A 17,196-nucleotide genomic window follows, 5' to 3' on the forward strand; every position below is an offset into this window, starting at 1 on the left:
CGCATTTGTGCGCGTTTTGAGCGCTCAAAACGCGCACAAATGCGACCCAGTTGGGCCGGTTTAGCGGGGGCCGAGGACGTAATACCGCAGGAAGGCGCCCACATCCACCAGTTCAGCGGGCTCGATCCTGTGCCCCATCCCGGGATACGTCCGGGCAGTCAGGGCGGTGTTGGCGTTGAGCCAGCCGTCGGTGTGTTCGATCGCTTCGTCATTGATCACGGGGTCGGCCTTGTCCCTGCCCCAGAAGAAGGGCGGCGGGGCATCGAAGGATTCGCTGAGGGCCAGGAGGTCGTTGTCCAGCACGAAACCGGACAGCCCAACCGTAGCCACGAATTGCTCCGGCTTCAGGCGCAGGAGGGTGCTGGCCATGGCCATGCCTTGGGAATACCCCAGGAGGCTGACGCTGCTGTGGTTGTTCCGGACGGTGTTGATCCAGTCGAACACCTTGTTGGTGGAGGAGATAACGTCCGCGAAGTCGTTGGTCAGGAAGTAGTCCAGCAGGAACCATCCGTAGTGGTCGCCAATGACTTTGGGTCCGCGCAAGGCAACGCAGGTGAACTCTTGCGGCAGGTGCGGGAAGAGTGCCGCCATCCGTTCCTCGCTGGTGCCGTAACCGTGCAGCATCACCAACAACGGCGTACCCGCGCGCTCGTTTTCCGGCTTCGACCAAACCACTGAATCCATGGGCATGAGCCTAGTAGACTGACCGCATGACTCCGCAGGAACTGGCCAACCTGGCCCACTTGCGGCGGGCCCGCGACTTCATCGATCGCGAGTACGCGCGGCCGTTGGACGTTCCCACCATGGCAGCCGGCGCCCTCATGTCGCCGGCCCACTTCTCGCGCCAGTTCAAGGCCGCTTATGGTGAATCGCCGTACAACTACCTCATGACCCGGCGCATTGAGCGGGCCATGGCGCTCCTCCGCGCCGGTGCCACCGTCACCGACGCCTGCATGGAGGTTGGCTGTACGTCCCTTGGTTCCTTCAGCTCGCGTTTCACGGAAATCGTGGGAATGCCGCCCAGCGAGTACCGCGCACTGGAACACAAGGCCGTGAAAGCCATGCCAAACTGCATCGCAAAGCAGCACACACGCCCGGCCAGGAACCCGCCCGCCGCCGCCCTCAAAAGCTGAGCAGGATCGAAGAAGCACGGCGTTCGCCGCTGCAATAGCGTGGGCCTCATGAACATTTCCCTGAAGTACGCACATGTAACTGTCACTGATATCGACGAGTCCCTGGCGTTCTACCGTGACGCGTTGGGCCTGCAGGTGAGGAACGACGTAGGCTCCGACGGGCAACGCTGGGTGACCCTTGGCAGCGACGCGCAGCCGGACTTGGAACTGGTCCTCTCGCCCCCGCATGCCGGCCGCTCCCAGGCCGACGGCGATGCCATCCAGGAACTCCTCACCAAGGGCGTCATGCCCATGCTGGTCTTCACCACCGATGACCTCGATGGCACGTTCGAGAAGCTCCGCGCGTCCGGCGCGGAAGTCCTGCAGGAGCCCATCGACCAGCCGTGGGGTCCCCGCGACTGCGCGTTCCGCGACCCCTCGGGCAACCTGATCCGCTTTAACCAAGGCTAAGCAGCCCGCTTCAGCGGGCGGTCAGCCCCGCTTCAGCGGGCGGTCAGCCCCGCGTCGGCGGGCCGGTCAGCCCCGCGTCGGCGGGCCGGTCACCCAGTGAGGAGGCCGGCGTCGGGCACTCCGTAGCGGTGCGTGGAATCAATGGCTTCCGTGACGACGTCGGCCAGCCGCAGCCCGCGGGCGTAGGCCTTTCGCTGGAGCCGCTCGCCCGTTCCGCGCCGGAGTATCGCCGACACTCCGGCGCGCGCGGGTTCGAGGTCGCCCGCGTCCGCGAGCGCCTCGTGGACGTGCGCCAGCAGCGCTTCGAGCACTTCGGCTGCCGGGTACGGACGCAGTTCCGCGGGATGCAGCAAGTGGTTCTCAACCCCAAAGCGGCTGGAGCGCCAGTTGGCCATGCGCAGCACGCTGGTGAAAACGCCCGACGGCGGAACCCCCTCGCGCCATTGCCTCGCCGACGTCTCTACCAAGGCCCGCGCAAGGACAGCAATGGTCAGGGCATCCTCGGCGTAAAGGCACACATCGGCGATCCGCAGCTCGACAGTCGGGTGTCCGCGCGAAAGCCGCGCGTCGAAGTAGATCATGCCCTCATCCAGGGGCACGCCCGTCTTGAGCAGCTCCTCCAGCACGGACCTGTAACCATGCTCGGAACCAAAGACGTCCATGGGGCCGGCAGTTGGCCACCTGTTCCAGATCTGGGTCCGGTAGCTGGCAAACCCAGTATCGACGCCCATCCAGAACGGGGAGTTGGCGCTGAGGGCGAGCAGCACGGGCAACCAGTGCCGCATGCGGTCAAGGACAGCTACGCCTTCTTCGGGGTTTTCGATGGAAACGTGCACGTGGAAGCCGCAGGTGAGCTGCTCACGGGAGACCAGCCCGAACTCCGTTCCCATGGTGGCGTACCGCTGGTTTCCCAAGGTGGGCGTCGCGTGGAATACCGGCGGCGTTGCCAGCGCCGCAACGCGGGCGCCCAAGGTCCGGGCGGCAGAATCCGCGAGTGCCCGGCCAAGGTGGATCTCCTCGCGCAACTGAACGGCCGAGGTACAGGGGCGGGAGTTCACCTCAATCTGTTCCTGTTTGAACTCCGATTTGAGCGTGGGCCCGTCATCCGGTTCTGTGGCCTCGAGGATTCCGTTGGCAAGGGCCAGCGGAGTCCCGTCCACAGGATCGGCAATGAGCAACTCTTCCTCTACGCCGAACGTACGCATGGCCACCCCTCCCCACCGGATACGTCTATAGAGCCGGCCTCATCCGACGTGCGGAACCTCCGTTTGAAAGCCGCAGCGGCAGTGCAGCACCTGGGTTTGCAGGTATACCTCCAACAAGCTTGGCCCGTCCGGGTCGTCAGTGTTCCGGGGCGCCTCAATGAATTGTTCGGCCGGGCGGCCCAAGGTCATGGGCTCACCGCAATGGGTGCAGCTGTACCAAAGACCGGTTGCGGTGGAAGAGAGGAATTCCGTCTGGATATGGGGGGCTAGCTCCGCCAAACGGACGGCGTGTGCGTAGAACGTATCGCACTCGCTGCAGGTGTAGCTGACTTCAACAATTTCGGATTGTTCCGGCGCGGCTTCAACCACGGTTTCAACAAAGATGTAGGAATCGGTATCGCAGACGGAGCACCAGGGACGTGATCCGGTGTCTCCAATCGCGGGTGTCGCCCCGGTGAGTCGTTTCGGGGCGGGAAGCGGGGAACCAAGCGTCATTGCCATTCTCCTTTATTGCAAACACCACCGGGGCCGGTGGTTTCCGACAACCGTCCCTTGCGGGACGCACTGAACAGCGTCGGGTGAAGCGATTGCTCCTGGAGGAGCTGCATGCAAAAGGCGGCGGATGCTAACTAAGGATTGCGCCGCACTACGGACCATCATTGCGAATGGTCCAAGGTCATGAGGCTCCAAGGGCTAGTGGCTTAACCCACCTATGAATCTAATTCAACAATGCGCGGCCTCACAAGGGATGGCGTCCGGAGTCCCCAGGTGCTAAGGCTCAAAGTGCGACACAGGGGCGGCACCAGCCACCGATTTGATGAGCGACTCGGCGATGTCGCGCAGCTTCTGGTTCCGCCCGTTCGACGCCTTCTTGAGAATCTCGAAGGCCTCTTCCTGGCTGCAACGGTTTTGACCCATGATGATTCCGCACGCGAGGTCGATCGCCGTTCTCGAAGACATCGCCTCGCGGAGGTCCTCCGCATGCTGCTGCCTGGTCCCGATTCGAACGGCCAGGCGCAAAGCCTTTTCGGCCTGGCTACCGTAAAGATCACAGCCCCGGATGATGGAGTCCGTGAAGATCCGGGCCTTGGGAGCGAAGAAGTTCAGGGCAGCCGTAGCACCCTCGTCCAGTTCAAGCGGAACGCAGAGGGCTGAGAGGTGACCGCGTTGGGCGATGACCGAGCAGTAATCTGCCCAGCGTTTTTCCGTTGACGTGTCGTGGACCAGCACGGTCTTGCGCTCCCGCATGGCGTGCAGGCACGGGCCGTCACCGTAAGCCTGCTGGACCTCGTCGATGAGGCGTGCTTCAGGGCTGCTTCCGGCGACGGTCAGGGCCTTGCGGCGTCGGCTCAAGGTCACCCCGCACAGAACTTCGATGCCAACTTCAGCCGAAACCGCCCCGGAGGAAAAGACTGCGAGTTCATTGAGGAACTCGTTCACGTCTTCGCTGTCGATCACCAGGTCCTGCAAGTGTTCGGCGACGGGGACGCCCGCTTCGCCACCGAGGAAGCCGGCTTCATCCGGAGCCGCAACATTGTTGGAAGACACCGCTCCATGCTGCATTTCATCCATGCTCCCATAGTAGGAGCGTCCGGTTCCGTGAGGTTAGGTGTTGGCAAAATCCTTGCATCTGCTGTGCGCCTATGTGCACAATCTAGCTACAGTCCGCGTTGACGGACCCGGCTTCACAGCTCATGCAGACGGGCGCCCAGCATCACTGTGCAAAGGTGCGTCCCATGCCCGCCCAGCCGGCTTCGAGAGTTCCCGACGAAGCGCATCAGCCTCCTGACGAGCCCCTGTGGTGTTCCCGGTGCGATTCCGACCAGTTCCTGCAGGTCAACTCGATCCAGTCGCACTACCCGCCCGCGCCCAACATGGTGAATGTCAGCTACGAATGCGCCGCGTGCCGCTACATCTACTCTCAGCTGGCCAGTGTCCAAAAGGTAGCCATCATCGTCAACCGCCCGGGCTCACCCCAAGGCATGTTGAAGTTCGGCGGCCAGTACCTCCACTGCGGGGAACCCATGAAAACACGCAGTTGCGAGCTTCGACGCATCGAGGCGACCTTGGCCCTGGGAAAGGGCCAGCCCCAGTCTTACGAGGTCCACCTCAACACACGCATCCTTGGGTGCAAATGTGGCTTCCGGATGGAGATTCCGGACTGAACCGGTCAAAAGGGAAGAGTGACATGCAAACAGAGAAGCGCAGGACAGAGCCACGGGTTGCCGGCTCCGAACCCCGGTCAGGGCTCAAGCACAAGCTGCCGGATCCGCCCGATCCGGACAACCTCCCCATCGACTATCTTGGAGCCGGCTGGGATTCCAGCAGCTTCCCCTCAGCGACACCCCGGACATTGCGGCCGCAGCACTACGTCCGTGGCCGGAGCACCAAGCCATGAGTGAAGCGCACGGAGAGGGTACTGCTGCGCGGAGTCCCGGACCGGAAGATCAACCCGCGCCAACGCGGGAGCCAGGTCACACTCCTGAGCCCGTTCCCCTCCCCGAGCCCGGCCCTCCGCCGGTTCCTGAGCCGACGCCGGAACGGGAACCCGGGGATTCGCCGCCGGAGTAGCTAAAGAAACGAGGTCACAACCGGCCGGGTTTTCCGGGTCGGCTGAGATGACCATTCATAACAACCCCTGGACCGGATCTTGGTAAATCCCCCAGTCAGGATCCGAAAGAGGGCATGTCGCACTACAGGGAGTGCGACATGCCCTCTGCTGCGTTCCCACACATTCCCACCTGTTCCCACCTGCGAATCTGTGTTTATGTGGCTTTACCCTTGACGAACCCACATAAACAAAGATAGAGTCAAGCAATTCCACATTAGTTGTGACAGTCATCACGGCAGTGGAACCAACGAATCAACCGACTCGAAGCTTTACGCAATGGAGGGTAAGTGTTCGCCGAAGAGCGCCAGCAACTGATCTCCGCACTCGTTACCGAGCGTGGACGGGTGAGCGTCACTGAGCTCGCGGACCGATTCAGCATCACCACCGAAACCGTCCGGCGTGACCTGGCGGCACTGGAAGTTTCAGGCAACCTCAGGCGCGTCCACGGCGGTGCAGTCCCGTCCGACAAGCTGAGCACGCGCGAAGAGAGCATCCAGGAACGCGCCATCAAGCGCAAGGCGGAAAAGCTGCGAATTGCCACTGCGGCGTTGGCCATGATCCCGGACTTTTCCTCGGGCAGCGTCCTTTTGGATGCCGGGTCCACCACGGAAACCCTGGCGGACCTGCTGGCCCAGCACCCCGCGGCGAACGGTTCGGACGAGCTTGTAGTCATTACGAACGCCATGCCCATCGCCGGCAAACTCTCCACCGTCGCCGGAATCTCCCTGCAGGTTCTTGGCGGTCGGGTCCGCGGCCTGACGCAGGCCGCCGTCGGGCAGTCCACCGTGGAGGCGGCCCTCCGCCTCCGCCCTGACATTGCCTTCATCGGCACCAACGGCATCCACGCCGGGTTCGGTCTCAGCACCCCCGACCCGGAGGAGGCCGCCGTCAAGGCCGCCTTCGTTACCTCGGCCCGCCGCGTGGTAGCCCTCGCCGACTCTTCCAAGCTGGACACGGAGACCCTGGTCCAGTTCGCCACCCTGAAGGATGTGGACACGTTGATAACTGACAACGAACCCCCTGCCGATCTTGCAGCTGCCTTGGCAGAGGCCGGCGTTGACGTGGTGGTCGCATGATCGTCACTTTTACGGCGAATCCGAGCCTGGACCGCACCGTGGAACTTCCCGCGGCGCTTGCCCGGGGCGAGGTACAGCGCGCCCTCCACGTCCACCAGGAATCCGGCGGCAAAGGCGTGAACGTTTCCCGCGCCCTGGTGGCGTCGGGACTCGAAACTGTCGCCGTTCTCCCCGGCGCCGATGCGGATCCCGTCCTTGCCGGACTTCACGACGCAAAAGTTCCGTATGCGGCCCTGCCCATCGGCCAGGCACTGCGCAGCAACGTCACGCTCACCGAGCCGGACGGCGTCACCACAAAGATCAACGAGCCCGGCCCGGAGTTGAGCGACGAACAGCAGGAGGCCCTGATCGGGTTGCTGCTGGACCGCTCCCGTGGCGCCAGCTGGGTGGTCCTCGCCGGTTCGCTCCCACCAGGAGTGCCGGCTGATTACTACGCCACAATTGCACGGCGGCTTCGCTCCCGCGCCGATGGCACGGAAGCTCCCGGCATCGCCATCGACTCCTCAGGAGCGCCGCTGGCCGCTGCCGTGAAAGCCGACGCCGCGGGAAAGCCTGACCTCCTCAAGCCCAACGCCGAGGAACTTGCGGAACTCGCAGCCGCAGCAGGCTTCGCAAGTGTCTCCACGGCTGAGGAACTCGAAGCGGACCCGGCCAAGGCGGCACAAGCAGCCGCCGCCGTCGTCGAAAGCGGTGTGGGCGCTGTCCTCGCAACGCTTGGGTCCAAGGGCGCCGTCCTTGTGACCGCAGAAGGTGCGTGGCTGGCCACGCACCCGCCCATCCAAGCAGTCAGCACAGTAGGTGCCGGCGACTCGTCCCTTGCCGGCTACCTGCTGGCTGCAACCCAAGGCCGTTCCCCTCAGGACTGCCTTCGTCAAGCCGTGGCACATGGTGCCGCTGCCGCATCGCTGCCGGGCTCCACTGTCCCGGCAGTCCACCAGACAACCCCAGACGCCGTAACCATCACGGCCCTCCAGAAGGACTAACAGTGACCCAGCTGATCACACCCCAATTGGTCACCCTCGACCAGAACCTGGGCGACTCCCCCGCCGACGTCATCCGCGTCCTGGCCGGCAAGGTTGCCGTCTCCGGCCGGGCTTCCGAAGTGGAGGGCCTCTTTGCCGATGCCTTTGCCCGCGAGCAGAAGACTGCAACCGGCGTACCAGGCGGGATTGCCATTCCGCATTGCCGCTCGGCAGCTGTCACCGAGCCTGCCCTGGCCATGGCACGCCTCGCCCACAAAGTGGACTTTGGCGCCAAGGACGGCCCTGCGGACTTGATCTTCTTCATCGCAGCCCCGGACGGCGCGGACCAGGAGCACCTGAAGCTTCTCTCCAAGCTCGCCCGCTCGCTCATCAAGAAGGACTTCACGGCCGCACTGCGCGCTGCATCCTCTGAGCAGGAGATCGTTGAGCTCGTTGACGGCGCCCTTGCTGACAAGCCAGCTGCGCACGCTGCTCCGGCACCTGCTGCAGCGGCGGCACCTGCCGCCGCTGAAAGCACGACGGCGGCTCCCGGACCCAAGCGCCTCGTGGCCGTCACCGCATGCCCCACTGGAATTGCGCACACGTACATGGCAGCCGACTCGCTGGTTGCCGCCGCACAGGAGGCCGGCATAGACCTGCAGGTGGAGACCCAGGGTTCCTCCGGCGCCAAACCGCTGGACCCGGCAGTGATTGCTGCGGCAGACGCAGTGATTTTCGCCGTCGACGTCGACGTTCGCGGCAAGGAGCGCTTCGCCGGCAAACCGGTCATCAACGCGCCCGTCAAGCGTGGCATCGACGAGCCCGCCAAGATGGTGCAGGAAGCCCTCGCGGCCGCCGACGATCCACACGCACGCCGTGTTCCCCACTTCGGTGCAGAGGAGCAGGCCGAGCGCGAGGCCGAAGAGAAGGGTGAGCACATCGGCCAGAAGCTGAAGCGTGCGCTTCTGACCGGTGTCTCCTACATGATTCCGTTCGTCGCCGGCGGAGGTCTCTTGATCGCCCTTGGGTTCCTGCTGGGCGGCTACGACATCACGGCCGTGGCGGACAAGGTGGTGCTGGAGAACAACCTCGGCAACCTGCCCGAAGGCGGCCTGGCCATCTACCTCGGCGCTGTGGCATTCAAGATCGGCGCCCTTTCCATCGGCTTCCTGGTGCCTGCACTGGCCGGTTACATCGCCTACGGCATCGCCGACCGTCCCGGTATTGCGCCCGGCTTCACGGCCGGTGCCGTGGCAGGGTTCATGGGAGCCGGGTTCCTTGGCGGCCTTGTGGGCGGCCTTCTGGCGGGCGTCGTGGCCCACTGGATCGGCACGTGGCAGGTACCCCGCTGGCTCCGTGGACTCATGCCGGTGGTCATCATTCCGCTGCTCGGATCCATCGTCGCTTCCGGCCTGATGTTCCTCGTACTCGGCGGTCCCATTAAGAACCTGACGGACGGCTTGAACGCATGGCTCTCCGGCATGACCGGCGCATCGGCTGTGGTCCTTGGCATCATCCTCGGCCTCATGATGTGCTTCGATCTTGGCGGGCCCGTCAATAAGGTGGCCTACTCCTTCGCAGTTGCCGGACTGGGTGCGGGCGCAGTTGCCAACCAGGCTCCGTGGCAGATCATGGCAACCGTGATGGCTGCCGGCATGGTTCCGCCGCTGGCAATGGCACTCGCCACCCTGATCGACAAGAAGCGCTTCAGCCTGGCCGAGCGGGAGAACGGCAAGGCGGCCTGGCTGCTGGGTGCCTCGTTCATCTCCGAAGGCGCCATCCCGTTCGCAGCCGCCGACCCGCTCCGCGTCATCCCCGCCAGCATGGTGGGCGGCGCACTGACCGGCGCCCTGTGCATGGCAACCGGAGTGACGTCCCAGGCTCCGCACGGCGGAATCTTCGTCTTCTTCGCCATCGGAAACCTGCCGATGTTCGTCATTTCGATCCTTGCGGGCACCGTGGTCACCGCCCTCATCGTCGTGGCCCTCAAGCGCTGGGCCGTCCGCAAGCCGGCTGAGGACGAGGCCGAAGCAGTTCCCGCAACCGTCTAAACGTCCCCAAACCACCAAGGAGTAAGAAATGACCGAACGCACCGCCACCATTGCCAGCCGTGTGGGCCTCCACGCCCGCCCTGCGGCCATCTTCGCCGAGGCTGCCGGCGAGCTCGACCTTGAGGTGACCATCGCCCGCCAGGGAGAGCCTGCCGACGAAGCCATGGACGCTGCCAGCATCCTTTCGCTCATGAGCCTTGGTGCCGAGCACGGTGACGTGGTGGTTCTTCGCGCTGAGGGTGAGGGCGCAGATGCTGCCTTGGAGAACCTCGTGAAGATCCTCGAAACGGACCACGACGCCTAAGGCACACCTCATGACCAAGAAGCCTGGCCGTACCCGGAAGGGTGCGGCCAGGCTTCTTTCTGGTCTTCAGCGACAGTCAGTCAGCTTTGCTTCGCAATCAGGAACTCGGCAATGGAGGGCTCGGTGGGCTTCACGTCCATGAGTTCGCCGGACAGATATGCCTCCACGACCCGCGGGTCCACGTAAGACGTCCGCGCGACTGTAGGTGTGTTGCCGAGCAACTCCGCCGCCTCCTTCATGGCCCTCACCAATGCCTGCGGACGGGTCATGGTGCCTTCCGTTTTCAAGAGGCATAGCGCCGCTGCTGCGGTCCCCTTCCACGTGCGGAAGTCCTTGGAACTGTAGGCCTCCCCCGCGATGCTGCGGAGGTACTCGTTGACCATGGAACCGTCCAAGGGAACCCACGAGCCGTTGGCCTTGTAAGCCAACAGCCGCTCCTTGCCCGGCCTGCGTGAGAGAGGCTCGAGGAAGGCAGCCAATGCCGGGTCATTGATGGAGGTGTCCCACCACTGGCCACTCTTGCCGGGAAATTTCAGGCCGACGGCGTTTTCCTTGACGCGCGCGTGGCGGCAGCGCAGGGTTGTCAGCCCGTAGGACCCGTTCTGCTTCATGTAGCTTTCGGATCCGATCCTCAATGCCCCGAGGTCCATGAGACGGACAGCGGCCGCCAGGGTTTGCTGCCTGGGATCGGAGGTGTCTTTCAAGTGCAGCGTCACTGCACGGCGGATGGACGGGAAAGCAGAGCCCAGTTCGGCTGCGCGTTGGAACTTCTCGTTGTCCTTACGCTCCCGCCACCGGGGGTGGTAGATGTACTGGCTTCGTCCGGCCGCATCCACTCCGGTGGCTTGGATATGCGCGTTTTCGTAGGGGCTGATCCAGACGTCGGTCCATGCAGGAGGGATCGCCAGCGCATTGATGCGCTGGCGATCCTCTTTGTCCAGCAATGTCCCATCGGGATGCCGATAGCTGAACCCTTTTCCGGAGCGGCGTCGCACGATGCCCGGCTTGGAAAGATCACTCCGCCGTAGCCTGACCATGGTTGCTCCGCCTGTCCGGTTGGGGCCTTTATTTGTGGTTCGTTGTTTATGCTTCGTCCGGGTCTGTCACGCTGGCGTTGGCGCCCATGATTTCGGCGTTGATCATCCAGACCAGCTGCTCAAGGCGGGCGATGAACCCGTGGAGGAGGTCCGCCGTCGTGGGGTCTTCCTCGTCCACTTCGTCGTGCACGTCGCGCATGGTCTGGACTGCCCGCTCCACACGTTGGGTAACCAGCTTGACCGCGTCCTTGGTGTTGACCAGGCCGCCTGGGAACTCTTCCAAGCGGGTGCCCTTGGCGATCGTGGCGCTACGGCCGTCCGGCAGCGCGTGCAGGGCACGCATGCGCTCGGCGGTGTCGTCGGCGAACTGGCGGGTGGCGAGGACCAGCTCGTCCAGCTGGAGGTGAAGGTCCCTGAAGTTCTGCCCAACGATGTTCCAGTGGGCCTGCTTGCCCTGGAGCTGGAGCTCGATGAGGTCTGTCAGGACGACCTGAAGGTTATCTGCGAGCTGCTGTGACGCTTTCATGTGTTCCTCTCTTTGACGGCCATATGAACGACAAACCGAAACCGCCAACCGCTCTGCGGAAATCGGTCAATCGTCAGGTGACGACTTCAATAAGACTTTCATAAGGATGCTTAGTAGTACAATGGAGAGTGTCGCTGTTCACAACTGGCGAACTTCGCACCAGCGAGGCCCGGTTTTCGACCGACGACACTGGCACCTTGGAAGCTGGAGGAGTTTTCAGGTACCGGCATAACTCAATCGAAGTAGCAAGAATGCATAGTCAGGAACCCGGAAAATTGTCATTTCAGGGTTCACGCAGAAAGGAATGTGCTGACCATGAACACGCTTCTGATCATTGCTGGTGTTGTCGCAATTGTTTTTCTTTTGGTGGGCGGTTTTTCCTCGGCCCTCAACTGGCTCCTCTGGGTAGGCATCGTCCTCCTGGTAGTCGCAGCCATCGGATGGCTTCTCAGCTTCATGTCCGGACGTCGGGGTCACACCGTTTAGGCGTACGCCACCATCCATCCACACCGGCTTTGGGGTGCCGGAAAGCCTTGAACATCCATCTATCGCGAGGGCTGTTCCAGCAGCAGCGCAGCTGACTGCAGGGGCAGTCCTCCGGCGCACTATACCCGCTGGAGGTGCCTGAATGGCAGAGTCCGATCCGGTCGCCCGCAGCGGCAGGAATGAATCCACCGAAGAGCGGATGGACCGCAACTGGATGGAGCTGATCCAGGAACTGCGCGTCCTGCAAACAGGCGTGCAAATTCTGGGCGGCTTCCTCCTGACCCTGCCGTTCCAGGAACGTTTTAATGAACTCGATGACTGGCAGACCACCCTCTACCTCTGTAACGTCCTCGTTGCTGCACTGACCACCATCCTCATAGTGATGCCCGTCAGTGTGCACCGGCGTCTCTTCCGCAGAGGCCTGAAGGCCACCCTCGTGTCCAATGCGGATCTGGTGACCAAACTTGCCCTGGGCGGCGTGGCCCTGCTGATCGTGGGCTCGGCCGCGCTGGTTTTCGATGTGACAATAGGGCGCACCGCAGGCCTGGTCACCGGCGGAACCATTATTTTGATTGTCCTGGTCATCGTTGTGGGAATGCCTTTCTGGATTCTTCGACGCGCCGTGCACAACAACAACGGGAACTCCCCCCAGGAGTGAGTCATGCTCAAACCGACCAAGCACTCCGAACCGTCAACCGACGCCCGTCCCCATCGGAATTGGCTGAAGGACCACGGCCTGCTGCTTGCCAACACGGGCCTGTTCGTCGCGTTCCTGGGCGGCATGATCATCTCCGGGGCGAAGACTTACAGCGAAGAGCAGCAAACCCACGGAGGATCCCCGGTAGGCATCCTTGAATACATCACCACCGGCGACTTCGTCGAGGCCGTCTTTGAAAACTGGGAGTCCGAGTTCCTGCAGATGGCCATGTACGTGGTCCTCACGGTCTTCTTGTTCCAACGTGGTTCCTCGGAATCAAAGCCCGTGGACAAGCCTGCTCCGCAGGACGAAGATCCCAGAGCTGCTGGAAAGTCAACCAAAGCCCCGTGGCCTGTGCGCCGGGGCGGCTGGGTACTGAAGGTTTACGAGCACTCCTTGTCGGCGCTTCTTGGCGTCCTGTTCCTGGCTTCCTTCACGCTGCATGCCATCGGCGGCACGTCCGCCTACAACGAAGAACAACTCAGCCACGGCCAAGCCACTGTATCCGTCTGGGAGTACCTCGGCTCCAGCCAGTTCTGGTTCGAGTCATTCCAGAACTGGCAAAGCGAATTCCTGGCCGTGGCTGTACTGGTGGGAGCTTCCGTCTACCTCCGTGAACGCGGCTCTCCCGAATCCAAACCCGTTGCCGAACCGCACTACGAAACCGGTGCCTGACAAACGCAGTTGCCCCCAAAGAAAGGATCAGCATCATGCCGGAAAAGAAGAATCCAAGCCTGAAGGATCCGGAGCTTTACGAAGAACTCCGCGATGACGGGGCTTCCAAGGAAAAGGCCGCGCGGATTTCCAATGCCGCTGCCGCCAAGGGACGGAAGGAAGTGGGACGCAAGGGAGGGAAGTCCGGCGACTACGACGATTGGACCGTGGACAAACTCAAGTCCCGTGCCAAGGAACTCGGATTGAAAGGGTATTCGGACAAGAAGAAATCCGAACTCATTTCAATGCTGCGGAATCACTGACCCCAACCCATGTAAGTAGCAGCTGATGCCGTTTTGGGCGTTCAAAACGGCATCTACTGCGACTTAGTTGGGAGAGGCCAGGGAAGACGACGTCGGATCACGCCTTCTTCTTGGCCCGCGCCTTTGGCTTACTGGCTGTTTTGGTCGATGTGCTGGCTTTGCCGGCGGCAGCCTCGTCGTCGGACGCTTTTTCCTTGCCGCGCTTTTTGTCCAGGCTCCGCTTCAGCGCTTCCATCAGGTCGATGACGTCGCCGCCCTCGGCTTCGCCTTCCGTGGCGCCGAAGGTGGCCTCCGTATCCAATGCCTCGCCCTTTTCAAGCTTGGCTTCAATCAACGTTCGGAGCTGGACCTGGTAATCGTCGGTGTATTCATCGGGATCGAAGTCGTGCGCCATGGACTCGACCAGCGCGGACGACATCTCCAATTCCTTGTCCGAAATCTTGATATCGGTTTCAAGGGAGGGGAACTTGGCTTCCCTGACCTCATCTCCCCACAGCAGCGCCTGCAGCAACAGGACGTCGCCACGCACACGCAGTGCTCCCAACCGCGTCTTCTGGCGGAGGGCGTACTGGACAATGGCGATCCTGTCCGTGTCTTCCAGCGTTTGCCGCAGGAGCATGTAGGCCTTGGGGGACTTGGAATCCGGTTCGAGGAAGTAGCTTCGCTCATACATGATCGGGTCCAACTGTTCGGCAGGGATAAACTCCACTACCTCGATTTCCCGGCTGTTCTCTTCAGGCAGCGATTTCAGTTCCCCTGCCGTAAGGACTACGGTTCGCCCTTCTTCTTCGTAGGCTTTATCAATGTCCTCATAAGCCACAACTTCACCGCAAATTTCGCATTTGCGCTGGTAACGAATCCGTCCGCCGTCTTTGTTGTGCACTTGGTGAAGGCTTATGTCATGGTCCTCCGTGGCACTGTAGAGCTTGACTGGTACGTTGACCAGACCGAACGCGATAGATCCCTTCCAGATGGCCCTCATGAACCCAGTCAACAGCACAAGGCAACGGAGGAGAAGAGGTGGCAGGAAAGCAGAAGGAGCGTGTCGTCGTTGAGGGTCATGAGCTGACCCTCACGAACCTGGGCAAAATCATTTACCCGGAGACCGGCACCACCAAGGCCGAGGTGCTGGCCTACTACGCCGCGGTTGCCCCTTACCTGATCCCCGCGGCGGCCAACCGGCCCGTGACGCGCAAGCGCTGGGTGAACGGCGTTGGAACAGCAGAAAACCCGGGCGAGGTGTTCTTCCAAAAGAACCTGGAAGACTCGGCGCCCAGGTGGATTCCGCGGGTCACCATTCACCATTCTGACCACGCCAATGTCTACCCCATGGTCAACAACCTCGCCACGTTGACGTGGATGGCGCAGATCGCGTCATTGGAAATCCACGTACCGCAGTGGCAGGTGGACCCCGCAGGCAATCCGTTGCGCCCTGACCGCTTTGTCCTCGACCTCGACCCCGGGCCGGGCGCCGGCCTGCCTGAATGCGTTGAAGTTGCCCGGCTGGCCCGGTCCATCCTTCAGGACATGGGCATGGAGCCGGTGCCGGTCACCAGTGGCAGCAAGGGCATCCACCTCTACACGGGCTTGGAGGGCACGCTGAAGTCCGATCAGGTCTCCGCCTTCGCTCACGAACTTGCCCGGGCCTTGGAAGCGGACCACCCGGCGTTGGTTGTGAGTGACATGAAGAAGTCCCTCCGCAAGGGAAAAGTCCTGGTTGACTGGAGCCAGAACAGCGGCAACAAGACCACGATTGTCCCGTACTCTCTGCGCGGCAAGGCGCACCCCACCGTCGCCGCCCCGAGGACCTGGGCGGAACTCGAAGACCCGGACCTGGACCACCTCGACTACACCGAAGTGATGGAACGGGTCAGTACTGGCCAGGACTTCTTCGCGCCGATTTCCGGCCGGCACCTCCCGCCGCACGGTGAAAACGACGACGTCGGGAGGCCGGGTTCCGCGTCATCGGATGCGAACCCGGGTGGTCGGGAGAAGCTGACGGTGGAGGGCCGCCTGTCCAAGTACGTAGGAATGCGTGATCCGGGCAAGACCCCGGAACCTTTCCCGTCGTCGTCCGGTCCTTCCGCAGGCGACGCGTCCCGGAGGTCGTCCGAACAGCCCAAGCCCGGAGACCCTGCCCCGCCCGGCGGTATCTTCGTCATTCAGGAACACCACGCCCGGCGATACCACCTGGACCTGCGCCTGGAGCGGGACGGCGTGCTGGCCTCGTGGGCGCTGCCGCGCGGCGTCCCGGAGACGCCGGACCGGAACAACCTTGCCGTGCATACCGAAGACCACCCCATGGAGTACGCCGATTTCGCGGGAGTCATCCCCAAAGGCGAGTACGGCGCAGGGACCATGACCATCTGGGACCGCGGCGAATATACGTGCGAGAAGTGGCGCGAAGGCAAGGAAGTGATCGCCACCCTCACGGGAGAACCCGGCGGTGGCTTGGGCGGGACAAAGCGGTTCGCCCTCATCAACACCGGCGACCGTTGGCTCATCCACCTCATGAAGGAACAGCCCGGAGGCCGCAGGGCGCCGAAAGCGGCACCAGAACCACCGGCGACGCCCGCCGCCAAGCGGCCATCCGCCGTCGAGCCCCGACCCAAAGCCGAGGCTCAACCCAAACCTGGACCGATGCAGGACTACGCGCCGATGCTGGCGACGTCGGGCACCACCGATGACCTGCACGGAGGTGACTGGCTCTACGAACTCAAATGGGACGGCATCCGCGCCATCATCACCGGAACCGAAGGCAATATCCGGCTCATAAGCCGCAACGGAAACGACCTCACAGCCACCTACCCCGAGCTGACCGACCGATCCTGCTGGCCAGAGGGCGACTTCGTTGCAGACGGCGAAATCGTAGCCCTCGGGAAAGGTTCGCGGCCCGATTTCGGCCTGCTCCAGCAACGCATGAACCTCGTCAAAGCCGGGGACATTGAGCGGGCCCGGGCTTCGGTTCCCGTGCAACTGATGCTTTTCGACCTGCTGTACGACGACGGCGCGGACCTCACCGGGCTACCCTTCCGCGGCCGGAGGGAGCGGCTCGCAGCCTTTGCCGAACGCCTGGCTGGCGGTTGCCCGCTTCATTTATCCGAGGTACTGGACCATGATGTGGACGACCTCCTGCATGTGGCGTCCGATCTCAAACTGGAAGGCGTGATGGCCAAGAAGGCCGGGAGCCGCTACTCCCCCGGGCGGCGCAGCAGGGCGTGGATCAAGCTGAAGCTCGAACAGAGCCAGGAGGTAGTGGTTGGCGGCTGGCGTCCCGGCGCGGGAGCCCGGAGCGGAACGTTCGGCTCGCTCCTCCTGGGGGTCCCCCGTGACGGGAAGCTGCATTACGTGGGACGGGTAGGCACCGGGTTTAAGGACTGGCAGCTGAAGGAGATCATGGGCAAGCTCGAGGCCCGTGCCGCAGAAGAATCGCCCTTCCTGGATATTCCGCGCGAGGATGCCGCCGGCGCACGGTGGGTGGATCCGGAGATGGTGGCTGAGGTGACTTTCGGGGAGTGGACCGGCCCGGGCCGTTTGCGGCACCCGGTGTGGCGGGGTTGGCGGCCGGACAAGTCTCCTGAGGACGTGAACCAGCCCAACTGACTGGCAATAGGGGTTGTTCTGAGCGCTTCGAATCATGCGGTGATCGCAACACCTGATTATTGAAGGGTGTCGATTGCC

Annotated in this window: 20 protein-coding genes; 13 read left to right on the forward strand and 7 right to left on the reverse strand. The window is 62.9% G+C overall.

Annotated features, from left to right (window positions below; translation table 11 throughout):
• Nucleotides 1-60: 60 nt before the first annotated feature.
• Nucleotides 61-684, reverse strand: coding sequence for an alpha/beta hydrolase (locus tag OCL88_RS19670; protein ID WP_264963648.1), 624 nt, complete (start codon nt 682-684; stop codon nt 61-63).
• Between the two features lie 26 nt (nt 685-710).
• On the opposite strand from OCL88_RS19670, the gene OCL88_RS19675 reads away from it, so the two are divergent.
• Together OCL88_RS19675 and OCL88_RS19680 are read left to right on the forward strand one after the other, a co-directional pair.
• On the forward strand, nt 711-1,133 hold the full coding sequence (locus tag OCL88_RS19675) for a helix-turn-helix transcriptional regulator (protein WP_264963649.1): 423 nt from the start codon (nt 711-713) through the stop codon (nt 1,131-1,133).
• A 48-nt stretch (nt 1,134-1,181) separates the two neighbouring features.
• Complete coding sequence (locus tag OCL88_RS19680; RefSeq protein WP_021471230.1) at nt 1,182-1,583, forward strand: VOC family protein; 402 nt, start codon at nt 1,182-1,184, stop codon at nt 1,581-1,583.
• A gap of 89 nt (nt 1,584-1,672) precedes the next feature.
• On the opposite strand, the gene OCL88_RS19685 is transcribed toward OCL88_RS19680, so the two are convergent.
• The 3 genes from OCL88_RS19685 to OCL88_RS19695 all read right to left on the reverse strand — a co-directional run bounded on the left by OCL88_RS19685 (nt 1,673) and on the right by OCL88_RS19695 (nt 4,360).
• Entirely contained in the window at nt 1,673-2,788 is a 1,116-nt protein-coding gene (locus OCL88_RS19685; RefSeq protein ID WP_264963650.1) for a glutamate--cysteine ligase, read from the reverse strand.
• Between the two features lie 39 nt (nt 2,789-2,827).
• The gene (locus OCL88_RS19690; RefSeq protein WP_264963651.1) at nt 2,828-3,283 is read right to left on the reverse strand and encodes a hypothetical protein; all 456 of its coding nucleotides are present in this window, start codon (nt 3,281-3,283) and stop codon (nt 2,828-2,830) included.
• Nucleotides 3,284-3,559: 276 nt separating this feature from the next.
• The gene (locus OCL88_RS19695) at nt 3,560-4,360 is read right to left on the reverse strand and encodes a GAF and ANTAR domain-containing protein (protein WP_264963652.1); all 801 of its coding nucleotides are present in this window, start codon (nt 4,358-4,360) and stop codon (nt 3,560-3,562) included.
• A gap of 164 nt (nt 4,361-4,524) precedes the next feature.
• Here OCL88_RS19695 and OCL88_RS19700 point away from each other — a divergent pair, with 164 nt between their 5' ends.
• The 6 genes from OCL88_RS19700 (at nt 4,525) to OCL88_RS19725 (ending at nt 9,792) form a co-directional block, all read left to right on the forward strand.
• Entirely contained in the window at nt 4,525-4,953 is a 429-nt protein-coding gene (locus OCL88_RS19700) for a hypothetical protein (RefSeq protein ID WP_021471234.1), read from the forward strand.
• A gap of 23 nt (nt 4,954-4,976) precedes the next feature.
• On the forward strand, nt 4,977-5,186 hold the full coding sequence (locus OCL88_RS19705) for a hypothetical protein (protein ID WP_264963653.1): 210 nt from the start codon (nt 4,977-4,979) through the stop codon (nt 5,184-5,186).
• A 500-nt stretch (nt 5,187-5,686) separates the two neighbouring features.
• Nucleotides 5,687-6,475 carry a DeoR/GlpR family DNA-binding transcription regulator gene (locus OCL88_RS19710; RefSeq protein ID WP_264963654.1) on the forward strand — a complete coding sequence of 263 codons (789 nt, stop codon included), beginning with the start codon at nt 5,687-5,689 and terminating at the stop codon, nt 6,473-6,475.
• Nucleotides 6,472-7,458, forward strand: a complete 987-nt coding sequence (locus OCL88_RS19715) for a 1-phosphofructokinase family hexose kinase (RefSeq protein WP_264963655.1) — start codon at nt 6,472-6,474, stop codon at nt 7,456-7,458. The genes OCL88_RS19710 and OCL88_RS19715 overlap by 4 nt, the downstream gene beginning before the upstream one ends.
• Before the next feature lie 2 nt (nt 7,459-7,460).
• On the forward strand, nt 7,461-9,488 hold the full coding sequence (locus OCL88_RS19720) for a fructose-specific PTS transporter subunit EIIC (protein ID WP_264963656.1): 2,028 nt from the start codon (nt 7,461-7,463) through the stop codon (nt 9,486-9,488).
• Nucleotides 9,489-9,516: 28 nt separating this feature from the next.
• Nucleotides 9,517-9,792: an HPr family phosphocarrier protein gene (locus OCL88_RS19725; protein WP_021471238.1), complete on the forward strand. Its 276-nt coding sequence runs from the start codon at nt 9,517-9,519 to the stop codon at nt 9,790-9,792.
• Nucleotides 9,793-9,872: 80 nt separating this feature from the next.
• On the opposite strand, the gene OCL88_RS19730 is transcribed toward OCL88_RS19725, so the two are convergent.
• Nucleotides 9,873-10,829, reverse strand: coding sequence for a DNA topoisomerase IB (locus OCL88_RS19730; protein WP_264963657.1), 957 nt, complete (start codon nt 10,827-10,829; stop codon nt 9,873-9,875).
• A 46-nt stretch (nt 10,830-10,875) separates the two neighbouring features.
• Entirely contained in the window at nt 10,876-11,355 is a 480-nt protein-coding gene (locus OCL88_RS19735; RefSeq protein WP_264963658.1) for a Dps family protein, read from the reverse strand.
• A 315-nt stretch (nt 11,356-11,670) separates the two neighbouring features.
• Here OCL88_RS19735 and OCL88_RS19740 point away from each other — a divergent pair, with 315 nt between their 5' ends.
• From OCL88_RS19740 to OCL88_RS19755, 4 genes are all read left to right on the forward strand, one after another.
• On the forward strand, nt 11,671-11,841 hold the full coding sequence (locus OCL88_RS19740; protein ID WP_164888678.1) for a hypothetical protein: 171 nt from the start codon (nt 11,671-11,673) through the stop codon (nt 11,839-11,841).
• Between the two features lie 142 nt (nt 11,842-11,983).
• Nucleotides 11,984-12,499, forward strand: coding sequence for a DUF6328 family protein (locus tag OCL88_RS19745; protein ID WP_264963659.1), 516 nt, complete (start codon nt 11,984-11,986; stop codon nt 12,497-12,499).
• A 3-nt stretch (nt 12,500-12,502) separates the two neighbouring features.
• On the forward strand, nt 12,503-13,213 hold the full coding sequence (locus OCL88_RS19750; protein ID WP_264963660.1) for a DUF6766 family protein: 711 nt from the start codon (nt 12,503-12,505) through the stop codon (nt 13,211-13,213).
• Nucleotides 13,214-13,248: 35 nt separating this feature from the next.
• On the forward strand, nt 13,249-13,515 hold the full coding sequence (locus OCL88_RS19755; protein WP_021471244.1) for a Rho termination factor N-terminal domain-containing protein: 267 nt from the start codon (nt 13,249-13,251) through the stop codon (nt 13,513-13,515).
• A gap of 97 nt (nt 13,516-13,612) precedes the next feature.
• On the opposite strand, the gene OCL88_RS19760 is transcribed toward OCL88_RS19755, so the two are convergent.
• On the reverse strand, nt 13,613-14,497 hold the full coding sequence (locus OCL88_RS19760) for a Ku protein (protein WP_264963661.1): 885 nt from the start codon (nt 14,495-14,497) through the stop codon (nt 13,613-13,615).
• A 38-nt stretch (nt 14,498-14,535) separates the two neighbouring features.
• Between OCL88_RS19760 and OCL88_RS19765 the strand changes: the two genes are divergently transcribed.
• Entirely contained in the window at nt 14,536-17,118 is a 2,583-nt protein-coding gene (locus tag OCL88_RS19765) for an ATP-dependent DNA ligase (protein WP_264963662.1), read from the forward strand.
• Nucleotides 17,119-17,196 lie beyond the last annotated feature (78 nt).

It is taken from the genome of Paenarthrobacter sp. PAE-2 (assembly GCF_026013155.1).
Classification (GTDB): Bacteria; Actinomycetota; Actinomycetes; order Actinomycetales; family Micrococcaceae; genus Arthrobacter; species Arthrobacter ureafaciens.